This is a genomic window from Thalassospira sp. TSL5-1 (assembly GCF_001907695.1).
GTDB lineage: Bacteria > Pseudomonadota > Alphaproteobacteria > Rhodospirillales > Thalassospiraceae > Thalassospira.
In genome coordinates this window covers 1,559,866-1,575,834 of sequence record NZ_KV880638.1, presented here as the reverse complement: position 1 = coordinate 1,575,834, position 15,969 = coordinate 1,559,866, and the positions used below count along the sequence as shown (strand labels likewise).

Annotated in this window: 16 protein-coding genes; 5 read left to right on the top strand and 11 right to left on the bottom strand. The window is 55.0% G+C overall.

What is annotated here, in order from left to right; translation table 11 throughout:
* Positions 1–35: 35 nt before the first annotated feature.
* Complete coding sequence (locus tag LF95_RS16790) at positions 36–254, bottom strand: hypothetical protein (protein ID WP_073956124.1); 219 nt, start codon at positions 252–254, stop codon at positions 36–38.
* Positions 255–294: 40 nt separating this feature from the next.
* Here LF95_RS16790 and LF95_RS16785 point away from each other — a divergent pair, with 40 nt between their 5' ends.
* Complete coding sequence (locus LF95_RS16785) at positions 295–939, top strand: thermonuclease family protein (RefSeq protein ID WP_073956123.1); 645 nt, start codon at positions 295–297, stop codon at positions 937–939.
* A 128-nt stretch (positions 940–1,067) separates the two neighbouring features.
* Here the strand turns inward: LF95_RS16785 and LF95_RS16780 are convergent, their stop codons facing one another.
* A complete protein-coding gene (locus tag LF95_RS16780) occupies positions 1,068–1,769 on the bottom strand; it encodes a COQ9 family protein (protein ID WP_073956122.1) in 702 nt (233 codons plus the stop codon).
* 1 nt (position 1,770) lies between these two features.
* The gene (gene def, locus LF95_RS16775) at positions 1,771–2,337 is read right to left on the bottom strand and encodes a peptide deformylase (protein WP_073956365.1); all 567 of its coding nucleotides are present in this window, start codon (positions 2,335–2,337) and stop codon (positions 1,771–1,773) included.
* 223 nt (positions 2,338–2,560) lie between these two features.
* On the opposite strand from def, the gene rpsU reads away from it, so the two are divergent.
* The gene (gene rpsU / locus LF95_RS16770) at positions 2,561–2,764 is read left to right on the top strand and encodes a 30S ribosomal protein S21 (RefSeq protein ID WP_008891676.1); all 204 of its coding nucleotides are present in this window, start codon (positions 2,561–2,563) and stop codon (positions 2,762–2,764) included.
* Between the two features lie 133 nt (positions 2,765–2,897).
* Here the strand turns inward: rpsU and LF95_RS16765 are convergent, their stop codons facing one another.
* The gene (locus LF95_RS16765; protein ID WP_083607792.1) at positions 2,898–3,662 is read right to left on the bottom strand and encodes an SDR family oxidoreductase; all 765 of its coding nucleotides are present in this window, start codon (positions 3,660–3,662) and stop codon (positions 2,898–2,900) included.
* Between the two features lie 283 nt (positions 3,663–3,945).
* Between LF95_RS16765 and LF95_RS16760 the strand changes: the two genes are divergently transcribed.
* Entirely contained in the window at positions 3,946–4,785 is an 840-nt protein-coding gene (locus tag LF95_RS16760; protein ID WP_143182070.1) for a hypothetical protein, read from the top strand.
* Between the two features lie 11 nt (positions 4,786–4,796).
* Here LF95_RS16760 and LF95_RS16755 read toward each other — a convergent pair whose 3' ends face one another.
* Positions 4,797–5,402, bottom strand: a complete 606-nt coding sequence (locus LF95_RS16755; protein ID WP_073956120.1) for a hypothetical protein — start codon at positions 5,400–5,402, stop codon at positions 4,797–4,799.
* Positions 5,403–5,672: 270 nt separating this feature from the next.
* On the opposite strand from LF95_RS16755, the gene LF95_RS16750 reads away from it, so the two are divergent.
* Positions 5,673–6,272, top strand: coding sequence for a LysE family translocator (locus LF95_RS16750; RefSeq protein ID WP_215905691.1), 600 nt, complete (start codon positions 5,673–5,675; stop codon positions 6,270–6,272).
* A gap of 77 nt (positions 6,273–6,349) precedes the next feature.
* On the opposite strand, the gene LF95_RS16745 is transcribed toward LF95_RS16750, so the two are convergent.
* The 4 genes from LF95_RS16745 to LF95_RS16730 all read right to left on the bottom strand — a co-directional run bounded on the left by LF95_RS16745 (position 6,350) and on the right by LF95_RS16730 (position 10,071).
* Complete coding sequence (locus LF95_RS16745; RefSeq protein ID WP_168173721.1) at positions 6,350–6,910, bottom strand: GNAT family N-acetyltransferase; 561 nt, start codon at positions 6,908–6,910, stop codon at positions 6,350–6,352.
* A 145-nt stretch (positions 6,911–7,055) separates the two neighbouring features.
* A complete protein-coding gene (locus tag LF95_RS16740) occupies positions 7,056–8,453 on the bottom strand; it encodes an NAD(P)(+) transhydrogenase (Re/Si-specific) subunit beta (RefSeq protein ID WP_073956117.1) in 1,398 nt (465 codons plus the stop codon).
* Between the two features lie 15 nt (positions 8,454–8,468).
* Positions 8,469–8,900 (bottom strand): NAD(P) transhydrogenase subunit alpha part 2, encoded by a 432-nt coding sequence (locus LF95_RS16735; RefSeq protein WP_073956116.1) that lies wholly within the window; start codon positions 8,898–8,900, stop codon positions 8,469–8,471.
* Positions 8,893–10,071: a Re/Si-specific NAD(P)(+) transhydrogenase subunit alpha gene (locus LF95_RS16730; RefSeq protein WP_073956115.1), complete on the bottom strand. Its 1,179-nt coding sequence runs from the start codon at positions 10,069–10,071 to the stop codon at positions 8,893–8,895. The genes LF95_RS16735 and LF95_RS16730 overlap by 8 nt, the downstream gene beginning before the upstream one ends.
* Before the next feature lie 867 nt (positions 10,072–10,938).
* On the opposite strand from LF95_RS16730, the gene LF95_RS16725 reads away from it, so the two are divergent.
* On the top strand, positions 10,939–12,663 hold the full coding sequence (locus LF95_RS16725) for a hypothetical protein (RefSeq protein ID WP_073956114.1): 1,725 nt from the start codon (positions 10,939–10,941) through the stop codon (positions 12,661–12,663).
* A 79-nt stretch (positions 12,664–12,742) separates the two neighbouring features.
* On the opposite strand, the gene LF95_RS16720 is transcribed toward LF95_RS16725, so the two are convergent.
* Both LF95_RS16720 and LF95_RS16715 read right to left on the bottom strand, forming a co-directional pair.
* Positions 12,743–14,119 (bottom strand): ABC1 kinase family protein, encoded by a 1,377-nt coding sequence (locus tag LF95_RS16720; RefSeq protein ID WP_073956113.1) that lies wholly within the window; start codon positions 14,117–14,119, stop codon positions 12,743–12,745.
* A gap of 1 nt (position 14,120) precedes the next feature.
* Positions 14,121–15,896 carry a M3 family oligoendopeptidase gene (locus LF95_RS16715; protein WP_073956112.1) on the bottom strand — a complete coding sequence of 592 codons (1,776 nt, stop codon included), beginning with the start codon at positions 15,894–15,896 and terminating at the stop codon, positions 14,121–14,123.
* Positions 15,897–15,969 lie beyond the last annotated feature (73 nt).

Here is a 15,969-nt window from a genome sequence, read left to right as displayed (position 1 = left end):
CTTCCTGATACCCCGCCTTCCCCAGGCGGGGTATTTTATTTGATAAACAGGATGATCGCGGCAATAACGGCGAAGATCACCAGCCCCCAAATTTCCATTTCCCCTGCCAATGCCGGTTTTACCGGCCCGCCATTGCCCGGCCATACTGGGCAGCACCACCCGCTCTTGGCTTGGATGCACCGGCTTACACCTGCACCCCGGCCCATCACCATCACATAGGCGGCATAATCTGCCTGCCAAAACTGGCATTGCATTTGCTCTTATCCCGGCAGGTTCTTTTTGAGGCGACGGACAATGCAAAAACTTACTGCCCTTCTGGCACTTCTTTGCACAATCATTCTGGCCCCGGCAGGCTGGACCGCAACGGCCCGGGCCAGTTCCATCAATCCCGGTGCCGCCGGTTTCCCGGTTGTAAACCGGGCCGATCAGCTTCAGTTCGGGGCGATGGCGGTGGATCTGTTTGGCATTCGCGCCCCGCAACCCGGCACGGTTTGCCGGGCAGAAGGCATTTCCTTTCATTGTGGCGATGCCGCAGTACAGGCCGTGCGCCGTATTGTTCAGGATTACGCCGTTTCCTGCGAAAAGGTTTCCAACAGCCAGCTTTTCCCGATGCTGACCGAATGCCATATCGGCCAAAGCGACCTCAACCGCCTGATCCTGCGGGCTGGCTGGGCGATGGTAGATATGAATGTGTGCGACAATTACCCGCGCTGCAAAACCTATATCGCCGATCAAAACTTTGCCCGCGACAACCGCAAAGGCATGTGGCTGGGAACCCCGCCCGAAAGCCTGGTCGTCGCCACCCGCAAATCCGACACCAAAACCGCGCCGGGCACCAATGCTGCCGCCCGCGATGCCATTTTTAAAATCGATCTTGCTGCCGAAATGAAGGCCCGCAACGCCCCGGACCGCACCCTGATCAGCTTTTTGATGCCCTAAATCGATTTGTCTTTAATCTGGCAATAATAACTGGCCTGCATCGCCCGTCCCCTAAAAAAGCCCCGCTGCGCAATCCAATCGCAGCGGGGCTTTATTGTTTGGGCTAGCCCGTCAAAGATATAACCGGCTTATCGCGCCCCACTAAACTGGCGGGCAATGCGGCCCGGCGTCGGAATGCAGGAAGCAATTTTGCGCCCGACACGAAACCCGGTTTCGGCCACCTTGCCTGCCTTGCCTAGGCTTGATTTCACCTTGGGGATCATCATGACATTGCCGATCCGGCGGTTCATGAAATCCCAGGTCTCCTTATGCCCGTCCGAGCTGTCTTCCAGCCAATACATCAGGGTCGATCCATAAACCCCGGCCAAAAGGCCGCGTTTGGTGTACCAGTTATGATCAGTCGAGGTATCGCCCGCCGCCTGCCACATCAAATCAACGGTTTTTGCCGTCATCCGCAGGCTTTTGGGCAGGTTTTGCGGCAATGACAAATGCGCAACTGCCGCCCGCACGGCATCCTTGTAAGGCTCGACCAAATCCAGGCGCACACGAATGGCCGCCCCGATACGGTCACGGATCTTCATCGATTTGATGTCCATCGCTGCCAGGCGGTCCATCATGTCACGATCGGTCAGGGCGACAAAATGTTCAATCACCTGGCCAATCCCGGCGGGGAACAGGCGGTCCACTTCCATTTCCGGCCAGCCCAAATCACCTGCAGCCGTGCGCAGCGTGGTTTTGCTCCAGCCGTCAAACGCAACATGTTCCAGGGCGGCGCGCACCAGTTGGTCGCGCTGCTCGGCGATACGGGCAAAACTTTCCTCAACGGACATGTCAATTCTCCTGTTGCGTATCATTGCGGCCCGAAACATCGGGCGGGTCGCGGCGTAATTCGTCGGTAAAGCCCATCAGGGTCATATCATCCATACGTTCAGGATACATGACTCCGATCAAATGATCATATTCATGCTGCACCACACGGGCGTGAAAACCACTGGCAATTTTTTCCACCGGTTCGCCATTTTCGTCGATCCCGCGATAGCGAATTTTGTCCCAGCGCGGCACATATCCCTGAAAATCAGGGATCGACAGACACCCTTCCCAACCGCCAACCTTTTGCGCATCATCCAGCGGTTCGATCTCCGGGTTGATCAAAACCGTCAGTGGCACTTCGCCATCATCATCGCCCTTTCCCGCCCGGCTGGGTGGCACAAAAAAGATCATCACCGCAAGCGAGCGAAATACCTGGGGGGCGGCCAAGCCAACACCGCCTGCATCGGCAAGGGTTTCGATCATATCGGCAACAAGGCGCGTTATTTCAGGGTCGTTCGGGTCATCCACCCGCTCTGCCACCTTGCGCAAAACCGGGTGCCCCATACGGGCAATTTTCAATATCGACATGGCATTATATCCAATCAAACCCTTTAGGGGGCTAAAAACTCCCCCATATATAAAGGGCAAAGCCGCACCGGGCAAACGTTGTGCGCGATCATGCAAGCAGCCCCTTTCCTTTTTCTTAACTTTGCACTATATAACAGCCACGGTCATTGGTGGCCGCATTAGCATCCGGTCGGCAAATCTGCCTTCCGGCTTATTGTGTATTATTGAAAGGAGCGTGGTTTCCGTGCAGGTAATCGTTCGCGACAACAATGTCGATCAGGCTCTGAAGGCGCTTAAGAAAAAGATGCAGCGCGAGGGCATTTTCCGCGAAATGAAACTTCGTCGTCACTTTGAAAAGCCGTCGGAGAAAAAAGCGCGTGAAGGGGCGGAGGCAATCCGCCGGGCTCGCAAGCTGGAGCGTAAGCGCATCGAGCGCGAAGGCTTCTAAAGTCTTTTTCACTTTCGGGGTTCCTCGAACGTGACTGTACGGTTGAATTTAGCGCGCTAAATTCGAACCCGTGCGCCAAACCCGCCTCGGAGCAATCCGGGCGGGTTTGGTTTTTTATACCCCTGATTTCAGATCAGGCAGCCTTGCAGATCGAATTGCCGCCATCGGCCAGCATGGCGGTTCCGGTGACAAAACTTGACGCATCGGATGCCAGGAACAGGGCCGCCTTGGCAATTTCTTCCGGCTCGGCAATCCGGCCCAGTGCATGGAACTTTTCTACCATCGCCCGTGCTTGCGGATCATTGGCATAACTTGCGGCCATCGGGGTATCCGTTCCGCCCGGCAGCAGCGCATTAACCCGCACATTGGCCCCGCCATATTCCACCGCCAGACATTGCGCCATGCCAATCAGGCCCATTTTGCTGGCGGCATAGGCCGTCATCCCCGCCAATCCGATGGTGTGCCCGACAAAGGTGGACGTAAAAATAACCGATCCGCCACCACGCTTCACTATTTCGGGCAGCTGATGCTTCGCCCCGAACATCGCCGAGGTCAGGTTGGTGCGCAATGCCTGGTCCCAGTCGTCTTGTTCAATATCGACCAACGCCCCGGGCGATCCCAGCGTCCCGGCATTGTTAAACCCGACATCAAGCCCGCCATATTCCCCAATGGCCGCATTGACCAGCGCCTTGGCGAACGCCTCGTCACAGACATCGCCTGCAAGGGCAAAGGCCTCGCCGCCCGCAGCGGTAATATCACGCACAACCGCATCAAGCCGATCAGCATTGCGTGCTCCAAGTACAAGCTTCGCCCCCTCGGCGGCAAACAGCCTGGCCGACGCGGCGCCGATCCCGGAACTGGCCCCGGTGATAATCACAATTTTGTCTTGAAGTAACATGATCTTTCCCATCCATCTGGCACCGACCCAAAGGCATGCGGCGCAATCAACGATGAAGAAAAGGTATGCCCAGCCCCGAAAATCTGCTCGCCAGTTTCGGACGCAACGTTTTAATCGTATTCAATGGCCTGGAACCTGGCCGAACCCCGGCCCTGTATTTGATCCCGCATGGCGGGTATTGTGGTTTATAGTCGGGGCCACCAGACTAGGACACCATTGCATCAAAATGCGAAGGCGCTATCTTCTCCCTAATAGCTGACATGCCTGATCAAAGGAGTATGACGTGCCATCCCACCTCCCGACACGGCCCTTGCCAAACACCGGCAAATTGCACCTTTTGCGCCCCCTGCTGGGCACGGCATTGGTGATGGCACTGGTAATGTTTATATCGGACAATACTGCCCTGGCACAAAACGCATCCCCATCGGCAGCGTCAGCGACAAAGACGGCAACATCCGATGCAGCATCCACATCCGGAACCCTGTCAGACACGACCGACGGCAACAAAAGCGGCGATACCGGCACCGCAAAGGACGCAGCACCAACCCCTGCGCCGCATTGTGACAGCGACCATATGTCACTGTGTGAAGATACCAACGAACTGATCTGGTCCAAGGGCTTTGCCGATAAAGTCGGCACCTTTGTCGGCCCCGGAACGGCAAGCTGGCTTGCCGGTAATGCCAGCCGGATTGATCAGATGATCCAGGTGTTAAGCGGCCCACCGCAAATCCGGCAAAAAATCGGCGATGACTTATGGCTATATGGCGCCTGTCGGGCCCATAGCTGCCCGGAAAAGGGTGCCGTAATTGTCACGGGCAAGGGCGACATCTCCGCAACGGCCATTTTGCATTTTGCCTGCACCACGACATGTCAGGATGACTATACCCTGACCATCCTGGGCCCCAAGGATGACAAAACCCTGACCGATGCCATTAAAAACTGGGCGCAAACCACCATCGATGACGACGCCCGTGAGTTTAAAAAGGCCACCCCGCCCAAAATTGCCACGATCGAACATCTGGCCCCCGGCGCCGCGACCAAAGACACATCAACCGACAAATCTGCACCCGCTCACTCAACTTCATCCGGCGACAAAAAATCCGCCCCGGCTGCGACGAAATAAGCGCCAACAGGTTACCCTTTTGGTGCGTCATCCCCCGGCCAGAGCCAGCGAAGCAGACCGTCAATCATCCCGGCCTTGTCAGCCTTGTCCGCAACGGGAACAGCCCGCACCAAAAGGCCAAACTGGGATCGGTAAACGGTGTAAACATCCTGCGTTGAAATGTCGGTATAGGTCGAACTGCCGTACTCGGCATCCACCAGGAAATTCCACGGCACCAGCCAGCTACTGACCGATCCGCTATATTTGGATGCCAAATTATAGGCCCGGTGCGGCCCACTATTTTGCGCCTCTATATCGGAAAACCGGCCTTCGAGCCGTTCCAGCCGATAACGCGCATCCATACCCAAAATATTGGCCCAGGGTTTTAGCTTCACAAACTGCGCATCCATACGAAACTGGTCGCCATAAATCACATATTTGCGCGGAATATCCTCGCCCGGCAGGCGCAAATAGGCATTGAATTCCTCTTTCCCCACCTGCTCGAACGTCACCGTCGCCACCGGCACTTCGTCGGTCAGGCGGGTATAGGTCAAAACAATCCCGAATATCGATAGCGCCAGTGCTGCTGATAGCAGCACAATCGCAAACAGGGATATTCTGACAACACGGATTTTCAAACCACACTCATCCCATCAGCTTCAAAACCGGGACCAGTGTCACCCGGTCTGGTTTTACAAACAAGCCCGAATGACAATACGCCAAACTGCCCAACAGCCCCGAACCACCGTGATTTGAACGAACTCCGCTCCTGTTTAAGGCTCGTCTTTAAACGTCTTATAAGTTATGGATGATGGAAAGGGCTTTCACGATATACTGTTAAGACATGATGATCGAAAGGTAGAGCCTTGAGTTTAGAAACATGGCTGGCATTCACAGGCGCGTGCATCGTGTTAACGCTCATTCCCGGTCCCAGCGTCCTGTTGGTCATCGGGCAATCCCTTACGCGGGGGAAAAGGGCTGCAGTCATGTGTATCATGGGTGATGTCATCGGCAGTATTGTGCTTATGGGCCTGTCCTTTGCCGGTGTAGGCGCAATCCTTGCAGCCTCTGCCACGCTTTTTCAAATCGTCAAATGGACAGGGGTGATCTACCTTGCCTGGCTGGGATACAGACAAATTGCCGAAGCCCGCCAAACCCCGACAACTGACACAGACGCAACCACCAAACCCGCCGAGGCAAACCAACCCCATTCCGCCTGGCGCAGCTTTTGGGCTGGCACCATAACCGCCATTCTGAATCCCAAAGCCATCATTTTTTATATGGCCCTCCTGGCACAGTTCATTAATCCACAGGCCGGCTTGGCGGCACAACTGGTTATCCTGACCCTGACATCCAGCCTTGTTGTCATGGTGCTTTTAACCGGCTATGCACTGCTTGCGGCACGCGCCGGACAGATATTTCAAAGCAGGCAGGCCCAAAAGCGCATTGGATATGCAGGCGGCACATTCATGATTGGCGGAAGCGTTTTAATGGCAACCACCCGCTAACGCCCTTTGCCTTTCATCGGTCAGAAGGCTTTCGCAAAAACCTTGCAAGCGCTTCACCGGGCTAAAGCGATTTGTCTTTAAACAGCTACGCTCTCAAACGTCGCACGGGTGATCTGGAAATAACGGCATAGTTCGTCGCGCTCCCGGGCAGAGGCATAATGGCAGCGGTCACCGGCCTGCGACATGCCCCACGACCGCATCACGCCAAACGAGGCGGCATTTTCAGGCTGCGCACCGGCCTCGATCACACCAACATCCAGCATCTCAAAGGCCGCCGCCAGCAAAACCGGGCCCATTTCACGCGCATAGCCTTTGCCATGTGCCTTTAGCCCCAACCAGTACCCGGCCCCGGCTCTTCTGCCATCATCCGCATCGCGAAACACGCTGAAATAACCAACAACAGCACCTGTTTCCCGCTCCACAACCACCAAAGGCAGCATGTTACCGGCCTGTGCTGCTTCACGGTCCCGCACAATGCGCGCGAAAGCCTTTTCCTCGGTATAGGGAAGCGGCCAGGATGCCAGCCAGCGCGAGATCTCCGGCACCATCAGCGCCGAAATCTGCCCGGCATCCGCTTCCTGCACACAACGCAGCGTCAAGCGGGGTGTTTCAAGGATGCAATCGCGAAAATCCGGCATAATCATCCTCCCATGCGGCGGCAAAACAGAACAGGCTATAGCGAATTTTACACATCACGCTGCCCGGAGCGAGCGGTTTTGTCGATGCAAAAAGGGGCAGCCCAATGGACTGCCCCTTCCGTCACTGTTTGATCAAAAAGATCAATCACGCATCCAGATGTCCGACGATTTCCTCGCACATCTTTTTGGCATCACCAAACAGCATCATGGTGTTGTCCTTAAAGAACAGTTCGTTCTGGATACCGGCATAACCGGCCGACATGCCACGTTTGATGAACAGCACCGTTTTGGCCTTTTCCACATCCAGAACCGGCATACCGAAAATCGGCGATGACGGGTCGGTTTTGGCCGCCGGGTTGGTGATGTCGTTTGCACCAATGACAAAGGCCACATCGGCGGTGCCGAAATCACGGTTGATTTCATCCATTTCGGCAACGTCTTCATAAGGCACGCCCGCTTCGGCCAGCAGCACATTCATATGACCCGGCATACGCCCGGCAACCGGATGAATGGCATAACGGACCTTCACACCTTCGGCCTTCAAAAGGTCGGCCATTTCGCGAAGGGCATGCTGCGCCTGGGCCACCGCCATGCCATAGCCCGGCACAATGATAACGCTCGATGCGTTTTTCATGATAAAGGACGCATCATCCGACGAGCCGGATTTCACCGGACGGTCGGAATCACCCCCCACAGCAGCGGCACCACCGGCCTCAGCGCCAAAGCCGCCGAGGATGACATTGAAGATCGAGCGGTTCATGCCCTTGCACATGATATAGGACAGGATAGCCCCCGACGCGCCCACCAGCGCACCGGTAATGATCAGGGCATTGTTTTGCAGGGTAAAGCCAATGCCGCACGCCGCCCAACCCGAATAGGAATTGAGCATCGAGACAACGACGGGCATATCGGCCCCGCCAATCGGAATGATCAGCGTGATGCCCAGCATAAGCGCCAGCACCACCACCAGCCAGAAGGCAAAGTGGCTTTCGGTCGAAACAAACAGAATGCCGACCACAACAATGGCGATGCCAATGCCAAGATTAAGCAGATGCTGGCCCGAAAACTGGACCGGCGTGCCCGAAACCAGGCCCTGCAATTTGCCAAAGGCCACCAGTGAACCGGTAAAGGTAATCGCCCCAATGGCAACGCCCAGGCCCATTTCAATCAGGCTGGCCGGGTGAATGTCCCCCACTGTGCCAATGCCATAGGCGCCGGGCGAATATAGGGCGGCACCGGCCACAAACACAGCGGCCAGACCAACCAGCGAGTGAAAGGCCGCCACAAGCTGCGGCAGGGCCGTCATCTTGATTTTAAGGGCAATAACCGTACCAATCGCCCCGCCAACCAGGATGCCGACAATAATGGTGGTGTAAGACAGCACTTCTGGCGAGGCCAGTGTGGTGAAGATCGCAATCGCCATACCGACCATACCCAGCATATTGCCGGTCCGGGCGGAATCAGGTGATGACAGGCCGCGCAAGGACAGAATGAAGCAGACCGAGGCGACCAGATACAGGAAAGCCGAAAGGTTTTCCGACATGATGTTTCCCCTTCCCTACTTCTTTTTCTTGAACATCTGCAACATGCGTTGCGCGACGATAAAACCACCGAAAATGTTGATCGAAGCCAACACCACGGCGACAAAGCCCATCACCTTGGAGATGTTCATATCCACCGGGCCGGACGCCAGAAGCGCACCAACAATGATGACCGATGAAATGGCATTCGTCACCGCCATCAGCGGCGAATGCAGGGCGGGGGTGACTTTCCACACCACGTAATAGCCGACAAAGCAGGCCAGAACAAAAACCGTCAGGCCAATCACGGTGGGGCTAACCCCGCCCGATGATGCGGCATGGGCGGCACCACTGGCAACGTCATGCGCGCCCGAGGCAAGCTGGTCGGCCAGTTTTGCGGCCTTTTCCGCCAAACCAAGGGCGGAATCCCGCACGTCATTGGCAGATTGTGTGACAGATTGATCAACCATTTTCTGCCTCCGTTTCCTTCTCGGCCTCACCACCAAATTTCGGATGAACCATTTTGCCATTCTGTGTCAGCATGGTTTCGGCGATGATCTGGTCTTCGCGGTTAATAACCATTTCCTTCTTTTCGCCATCCACCATCAGGGTGACAAAATTCAGCAGGTTTTTGGCATACATCGCGGTTGCATCGGCAGCGACGGAACTGACGATATTGGACGGGCCAATAATTTTAACGCCATTCTCCGTCATCGTGCTTTCGCCCGGCTTCACCCCGGCAACGTTGCCACCGCGCTCGGCGGCCAGGTCAATAATGATGGAGCCATTTTTCATGCCCGCCACCATATCGGCCGTGACAATTTCAGGCGCCGGACGGCCAGGAATAAGGGCCGTGGTAATCACGATGTCGGTTTTTGCCAAAACTTCCTTGAGCTTGGCTGCCTGCTTCTTTTTATAGTCGTCAGACATTTCACGGGCATAGCCCCCGGCCGTTTCGGCCGTGGCGGCATCATCATCCTCGACCTCGATAAAGGTGCCGCCAAGGGATTGCACCTGTTCCTTAACCGCCGGGCGCACGTCAAAGGCGGAAACCACCGCACCAAGGCGTTTGCCCGTGGCAATGGCCTGCAAACCGGCCACACCGGCGCCCACCACCACAATGCGAGTTGGCGCAAGGGTGCCTGCCGCTGTCATCATCATCGGAAAGATGCGGCCAAATTCGTGGGCGGCATCAATCACGGAACGATAACCTGCCAGGTTGGATTGCGAGGACAGCACATCCATCGACTGGGCGCGTGAAATGCGCGGCACCAATTCCATGGCAAAACTGGTCAGGCCGGCCTCGGCCATCTTGCCAATCAGCTCTGCCCGGTCATAGGGTTCGATCAAACCAATAACCGTGGCACCCTTTTTATAGGCGGCAAGCTCATTGGTTTTCCCCTCGACCATCGGCGGGCGCACCTTGAGGATGATATCGGCATCCTCAGTCGCGGCCTTCGCTGTTTTGGCAATGGTTGCCCCGGCATCTACATAGCGATCATCGGCAATGGATGCGTATTCGCCTGCACCGGTTTCGATCACCACCTCAAACCCCAGACCCGTATATTTTTTAACGGTGTCCGGTGTGATGGCAACGCGCTTCTCACCGGGCCATATTTCCCTTGGAACGGCCAGCTTCATCGCGTCGTACCTCCTTCCCTTTTTATAACAATCCTGTCTGGTATGTCGGTATTTCTTATTGTACCGCCCCTGTTTCCGGGGCTTTGGTATTGTTTTGTTAAACCCTTGTCCGGCAGGCCGGTTTCACGCCCTGGCATCATCACAACCCTTGGCAAAACGGCCTAATGACCTTTTCCCGCAGGGTGCCAAACTTCCGCCAAGGATGAAAAAAGGCGGCTCCTCTGAACAAACAGAAGAAACCGCCCGCTTTCCCACCACGCTTTCCGAGGCAACAAAGCCTTGGTGACAAACCGGGTCCCACCCGCCAGTGATGCTCAGGACAAACATTCACCAGCGCCCCGCTTTGTCTGCGTTGATTGCAAGATGCGACTTTCTTTTCATGATCTCAACAGCAAAACCTTGGAAAAACACCAGTTAACTTATTTATGGTTTACAATAACGATTTTCTTTCATGTGCGAAAAACCACACACATCTTTATCTGTGTGGAATAGGTGTCATTCCCGGATGAAAACAATCAACCTGCTGTTTTCCCTCACTTTCCTACATCCAGCATAGAACCCTTTACGGCAATAATACAACAACAATACACCTTAGGGTTTTCACCCCTGCCAAATTAAAGCACCATAAACCAATGCTTTCTTGGGGAAAGCTCGCAGTCAGTCCGGGAAATTTATTTCGGGAAACATCACATCAAAGTGGTTCTTAGAGCACTGTTTGCAGGCACAAACGGGAAAAAATACCCATTGCAGAAATACCGTTTGCGAATCGTCGCCAGCGTTTCTGGCGTCACAAGCTGTCGCGCATGCCGTCCAACAAATCCGGATTCCTTTCCGAAATCAGGGATTTTTTTAGAACGGGGACAGATCATGAGACAGAAAAAACGCCTTTTACATCTGGCAGGGGCAACCCTCGCCATCTGGAGTCTTTCGGTTCTTGCTGGCGCATCATCCGCCAGCGCGCAAACCTATTTTCCCGGCGATGTTGATAAAAGCCAATGCAGCCTGAGCAGCAAAGAATTTCAAACCTGGATCACATTACCGCTATTTGGCCTGACCAGCCCGGTTTATGACGAAACCAGCGGAATGCCCTATATCTTTCCGGTCAATGGCCCGGATTTTGCCGACAAAACCGCCAATCACTGCGACTTTTACAAATGGGGTGCCCAGATGTTTCTGTGGATGACCTCAACCATTGATGACGTCGGCAAACAGCCCGCCGAACCGCAATACCCGGCGACCCTGCCCTTTGTTTTCAACACCGAATTTTTCTATCGCCTGTCAAGCGACCACACAAAACTGCTTAAGCAAGGCGAAAGCGTTCAGGGCGACAATCTGGCCATCAGCCTGCGCGCCGCCAAAAATGACGAAGACGAAAGCATCGGCCAGGCAGGTGGCAATGGCGTGTTACTGACACAACCCCCAGCCGAAACAGGCAAACAATCCTCGCTGACCTATTACGGCATCCATACAAACCGGCAATATGGCTATTTCCTGAGCCTTTATAAAAACCTGTTGTCAGGCAAGACCAAGGGCACCCCGCTGGCATCGCAATTCCCCACCACGGCGGCGGAAACCTGCGCCATTTTGAAATATGCCGAACAAAACAACTATGTTGAAAAGGGCCTGATCCCGACCATTATCGAAAAGAAACTATGTCCGAAAAACAGCAATGATACAGCAATGATGGCAACAGCAGAACCAACCGCGCCGGCCCAGGGTTCATCGATCATTCCGCAAATCGAACCGGCTGTCGATTTTCTGTCACTGGCGGTCGAGGTTAAAACAAGCTGGGTCGAGGCCGCATCCCTGCCCACCGGCAGCAAAAACAAATATATCCGGCAAAACCTGCAAATTCCGATCTATGACCGCTCCGACCCCAACCACTGGATAGTCAAAGACTCTGCAACCCGTGAAATGGCGCTGGTTGGCATGCACGTTGTCGGGACGGTCAAGGGCCACCCGGAAATGATCTGGGCCACCATCGAGCATGAAAACAACGCGCCCAATGGCGTTTATTATTACATGAACGACAAAAACAAAGTCGTCGCGGCATCGGACCCAAAAACCAAAACCGGCTGGATTTATTCCGATGGCGACATTGTCGATACCGTCACCGAATATGCCAAGGGCTGCGATGATTCCACAATGCCCACCGGTTGCGTCGCCAAAAGCGACATTGTCAGCGCCGATGGCAATGATCCCATCGCGCCATCCAATGTGACCCGCCTGAACCCGTGGGGCATCAAACAGGTATCAAGCACCACCGAAACTAATGCCGTTTCGCAAACCACACAGATCATCTCGCTCAACCGCGATGTCAAACGCCACCTGAAGGCCCAAAGCCCCACCGACCCGCGCCAGTATTACTTCCTGAGCGGTGCCGTCTGGACCAGCGATGGCAGCATTCCCGAAAAAAGCACGGCAAAGGCCATTACCGGCTCGCCCATGCTGGCCAATACCTCAATGGAAACCTTCGAGCAAAGCTCGGGCTGCTTTGGTTGCCATAACACTTTCAAGTCGCCCAACGGTCTGAAAATCAGCCACATTTTTAATGGCATCAGCCCGGACCTGCCGACCGTTTCTGGCAAATAGGTCCCGGCTTTGGTTGATAAAACCGGCGGGGCCGGATCATAACGATCCGGCCCCGTACTATTGGCTTTATTCCTGCCAGTTATTCAGGGCGTTCCAGCCCCACCTTTTCAAGGGCTTCATTCTGGTTTTGTGCCAATTTGGCAACATCAAAATCTTGCACCAGATCATGGAAAATCCGGTACCAGTTCACCTTGGCATCCAGCCGTAAAAACACCGACCCCAGCCCCACAGCCGCCCGGTCCACCAGCACAAATTCGCGCGGCGGCTTTACACCACCCAAACGGCGCAATTCCGCATGCACCTTGCCCGCCACTTCCGCGCCATAGGCCACCGAATTACTTTCTTCCATCTTGCGTTCGCGGTCATCAAGCAACGGCCCATACACAAACCCTGCCCAGATGTTCAGCACATCGATCAGTTCATTTGAAAGGTTGGTAAAGCCCCAGCTTTCATAGGCCGCCACCGCCCGATCCCGGTCATTATCGCGCAGGGCATGATACAGCGAAATCACCGCCTCGACAAAACCCGGCTGGAACACGCGGATACAGCCAAAATCCAGCAAATTGACGCTTAGGTCATCACGCAGGGAATAATTGCCCAAATGCGGGTCACCGTGAATGACACCATATTTATAGAACGGCACATACCAGGCCCGAAACATGTTCAGTGCCACCTGGTTGCGTTCCGCCTCAGTCGGGTTACGATCAACAAAGGCCTGCAATTTACCGCCCTGAAGCCAGGTCATGGTCAAAAGGCGGCGGCTTGTCAGATCCATGACCGGTTCGGGCACATGCACATGGGCTTCATCGCGCAACATATGCCCATAAAGCGCCATTTGCCGCGCTTCACGTTCATAATCCAGCTCTTCACGCAGGCGCGCGGCCAGCTCCAGCTGGATGTTTTCCGCATCAATCGCGCTGTCATAACGCCGGTAAATGGCAAAGGCAGCGCGAAGCTGTTTTAAATCGGCCTCAACCGTTGCGGCCATATCGGGATATTGCAGTTTACACGCTACATCGCGACCATCGGGCAGGGTTGCCTTATGCACCTGCCCCAATGAGGCGGCAGCTGCGGCATCCTTGCCAAAATCGGCAAATTTCTCCTGCCAGCCCGCGCCCAGTTCGGTGCGCATCCGGCGTTTGACAAACAACCAGCCCATGGGCGGGGCATCGGCCTGCAGGCCTGCCAGCGCATCGGCATAGTCGCGCGGCAAAGCATCGGGGATGGTGGACAGAATTTGCGCCACCTTCATCAGCGGGCCTTTCAGCCCGCCCAAGGCGGCGGTTAAATCGGCAGCGTATCGACCATGATCAACCTCGCCGCCGAAAACCTTTCCTACCGCAAGGCGCGTCGCCAGTTTCCCGGCAGACGCACCGACGCGGGCATAACGACGCACCCGCCCACCAAAACGATTATCTTCGGATTGGCGAAAATCGTCGTCGTTATCATCGCTCATATCAGGAAAGTTCCTCCAGTTCGTCAATCAGGCGCTTGATCATGTTAAGCCCGCGCTGCCAGAAGGCCGGGTCCGACGCATCCAGCCCAAACGGTGCCAGCAATTCCTGATGACGCTTGGTGCCGCCGGCTTTCAGCAGGTCAAAATATTTCTGCTGAAACCCTTCTTCGGAATGCTGGTACACGTCATAAAGCGAATTCACCAGGCAATCGCCAAAGGCATAGGCGTAAACATAAAACGGCGAATGGATGAAATGCGGGATATATGACCAGTAATATTTATATTCCTCGTCATAACGGATCGCATCACCCAGACTTTCCTTTTGTACGTCCAGCCAGATCTCGCAGATCTCATCCACCGTCAATTCCGCTTCTCGGCGTTTGGCATGGACACGTTTTTCAAACTCGAAAAACGCAATCTGGCGCACCACGGTGTTGAGCATATCCTCAACCTTGCCTGCCAGCATGATGCGGCGCATCTTCGGGTCGCTTTCGGCGCGTAGCATCGACTGGAAGGTCAGCATTTCGCCAAAGACCGATGCGGTTTCCGCCAAAGTGAGTGGCGTATCAGACAGGAAATAGCCCTGTTCGCCCGCCAAGATCTGGTGCACGCCGTGACCCAGTTCGTGCGCCAGCGTCATCACATCGCGGGTTTTGCCATGATAATTTAGCAACAGATAAGGATGTGCCGACGGCACGGTCGGATGCGCAAACGCGCCCGATGCCTTGCCCGCGCGCGGCGGCACATCAATCCACGGGTTATCAAAAAACCGTTTGCCAATCGCGGCAAGGTCGCCAGAAAATTCTCCATAGGCCTTCAGCACGGTATCACGGGCCGTGTCCCAGGCAATTTCACGGTCATCATCTTCGGGCAGCGGTGCGTTCCGGTCCCAGTAATCAAGCTGATCAACACCAAACCATTTGGCTTTCAGCTTGTAATAACGGTGCGACAAATCACCATAGGACGACGTCACGGCTTCGCACAGGGCCTCGACCACATCGTCTTCCACCTGGTTGGACAGGTTGCGCGCACTAACCGGAGTGGCAAAACTGCGCAGGCGGTCATCAATTTCTTTGTCTTTGGCAAGGGTGTTGGTGATGTGCGAAAGCAATTTGATATTTTTGCCCAACACATCGCCAATGGATTTCGCGGCAACCTTGCGGTCTTCCACCTTGGTCGAGGACAGCATATTGGCCGCCTCAGACATCGTCAGGTCCTGACCATTGATGGGAAAGCGCAATTCGGCCATCGTCTGGTCAAACAGGCGGATCCACGCGCCTGATCCGGCCACTTCGCGCTCATGCAAAACCTGTTCGACTTCATCGGAAAGCTGGTGCGGGCGGAAAGACCGATTTTCATCAAGCCACGGGCGATAACGCGCCAAATCGGCACTTTCATCATATTTCGCCTGCAGGGCCGCTTCCTCGATCCGGTTCAGCTCCAGCCCGAAAAACAGGGTAAAGCTGGAAATCGTGGTGAGTTGTTCGCGAACACCCTGATAAAACTGGCCAATGGCCGGGTCGCTGCCGTCACCGGCATGAAGAAGGCCCGCAAACGAGCCAATTCGGCCGCAAATTTCCGAGATGCTTTCATATTCGGCAATGGCACCGGCCAGCGCATCGCCAGAAAGGCTGGCAAGTTTGCCCTGATATTCCTTCTGGAATGCCTCCGAACGCTGTTTGGCATCGTCGAGATCACGGCGAATGGCCGGGTCTTTGGCATCCGCATAAAGATCACTCAGATCCCAGGTCGGCAGGTTCTTGTTTATCGCGTTCATTGGTCCTCCAGATCGTTCGGAACATAAAAGTCTTTGCTGCGATATAAGACAAAGATATTTTCATCGCCAGCGC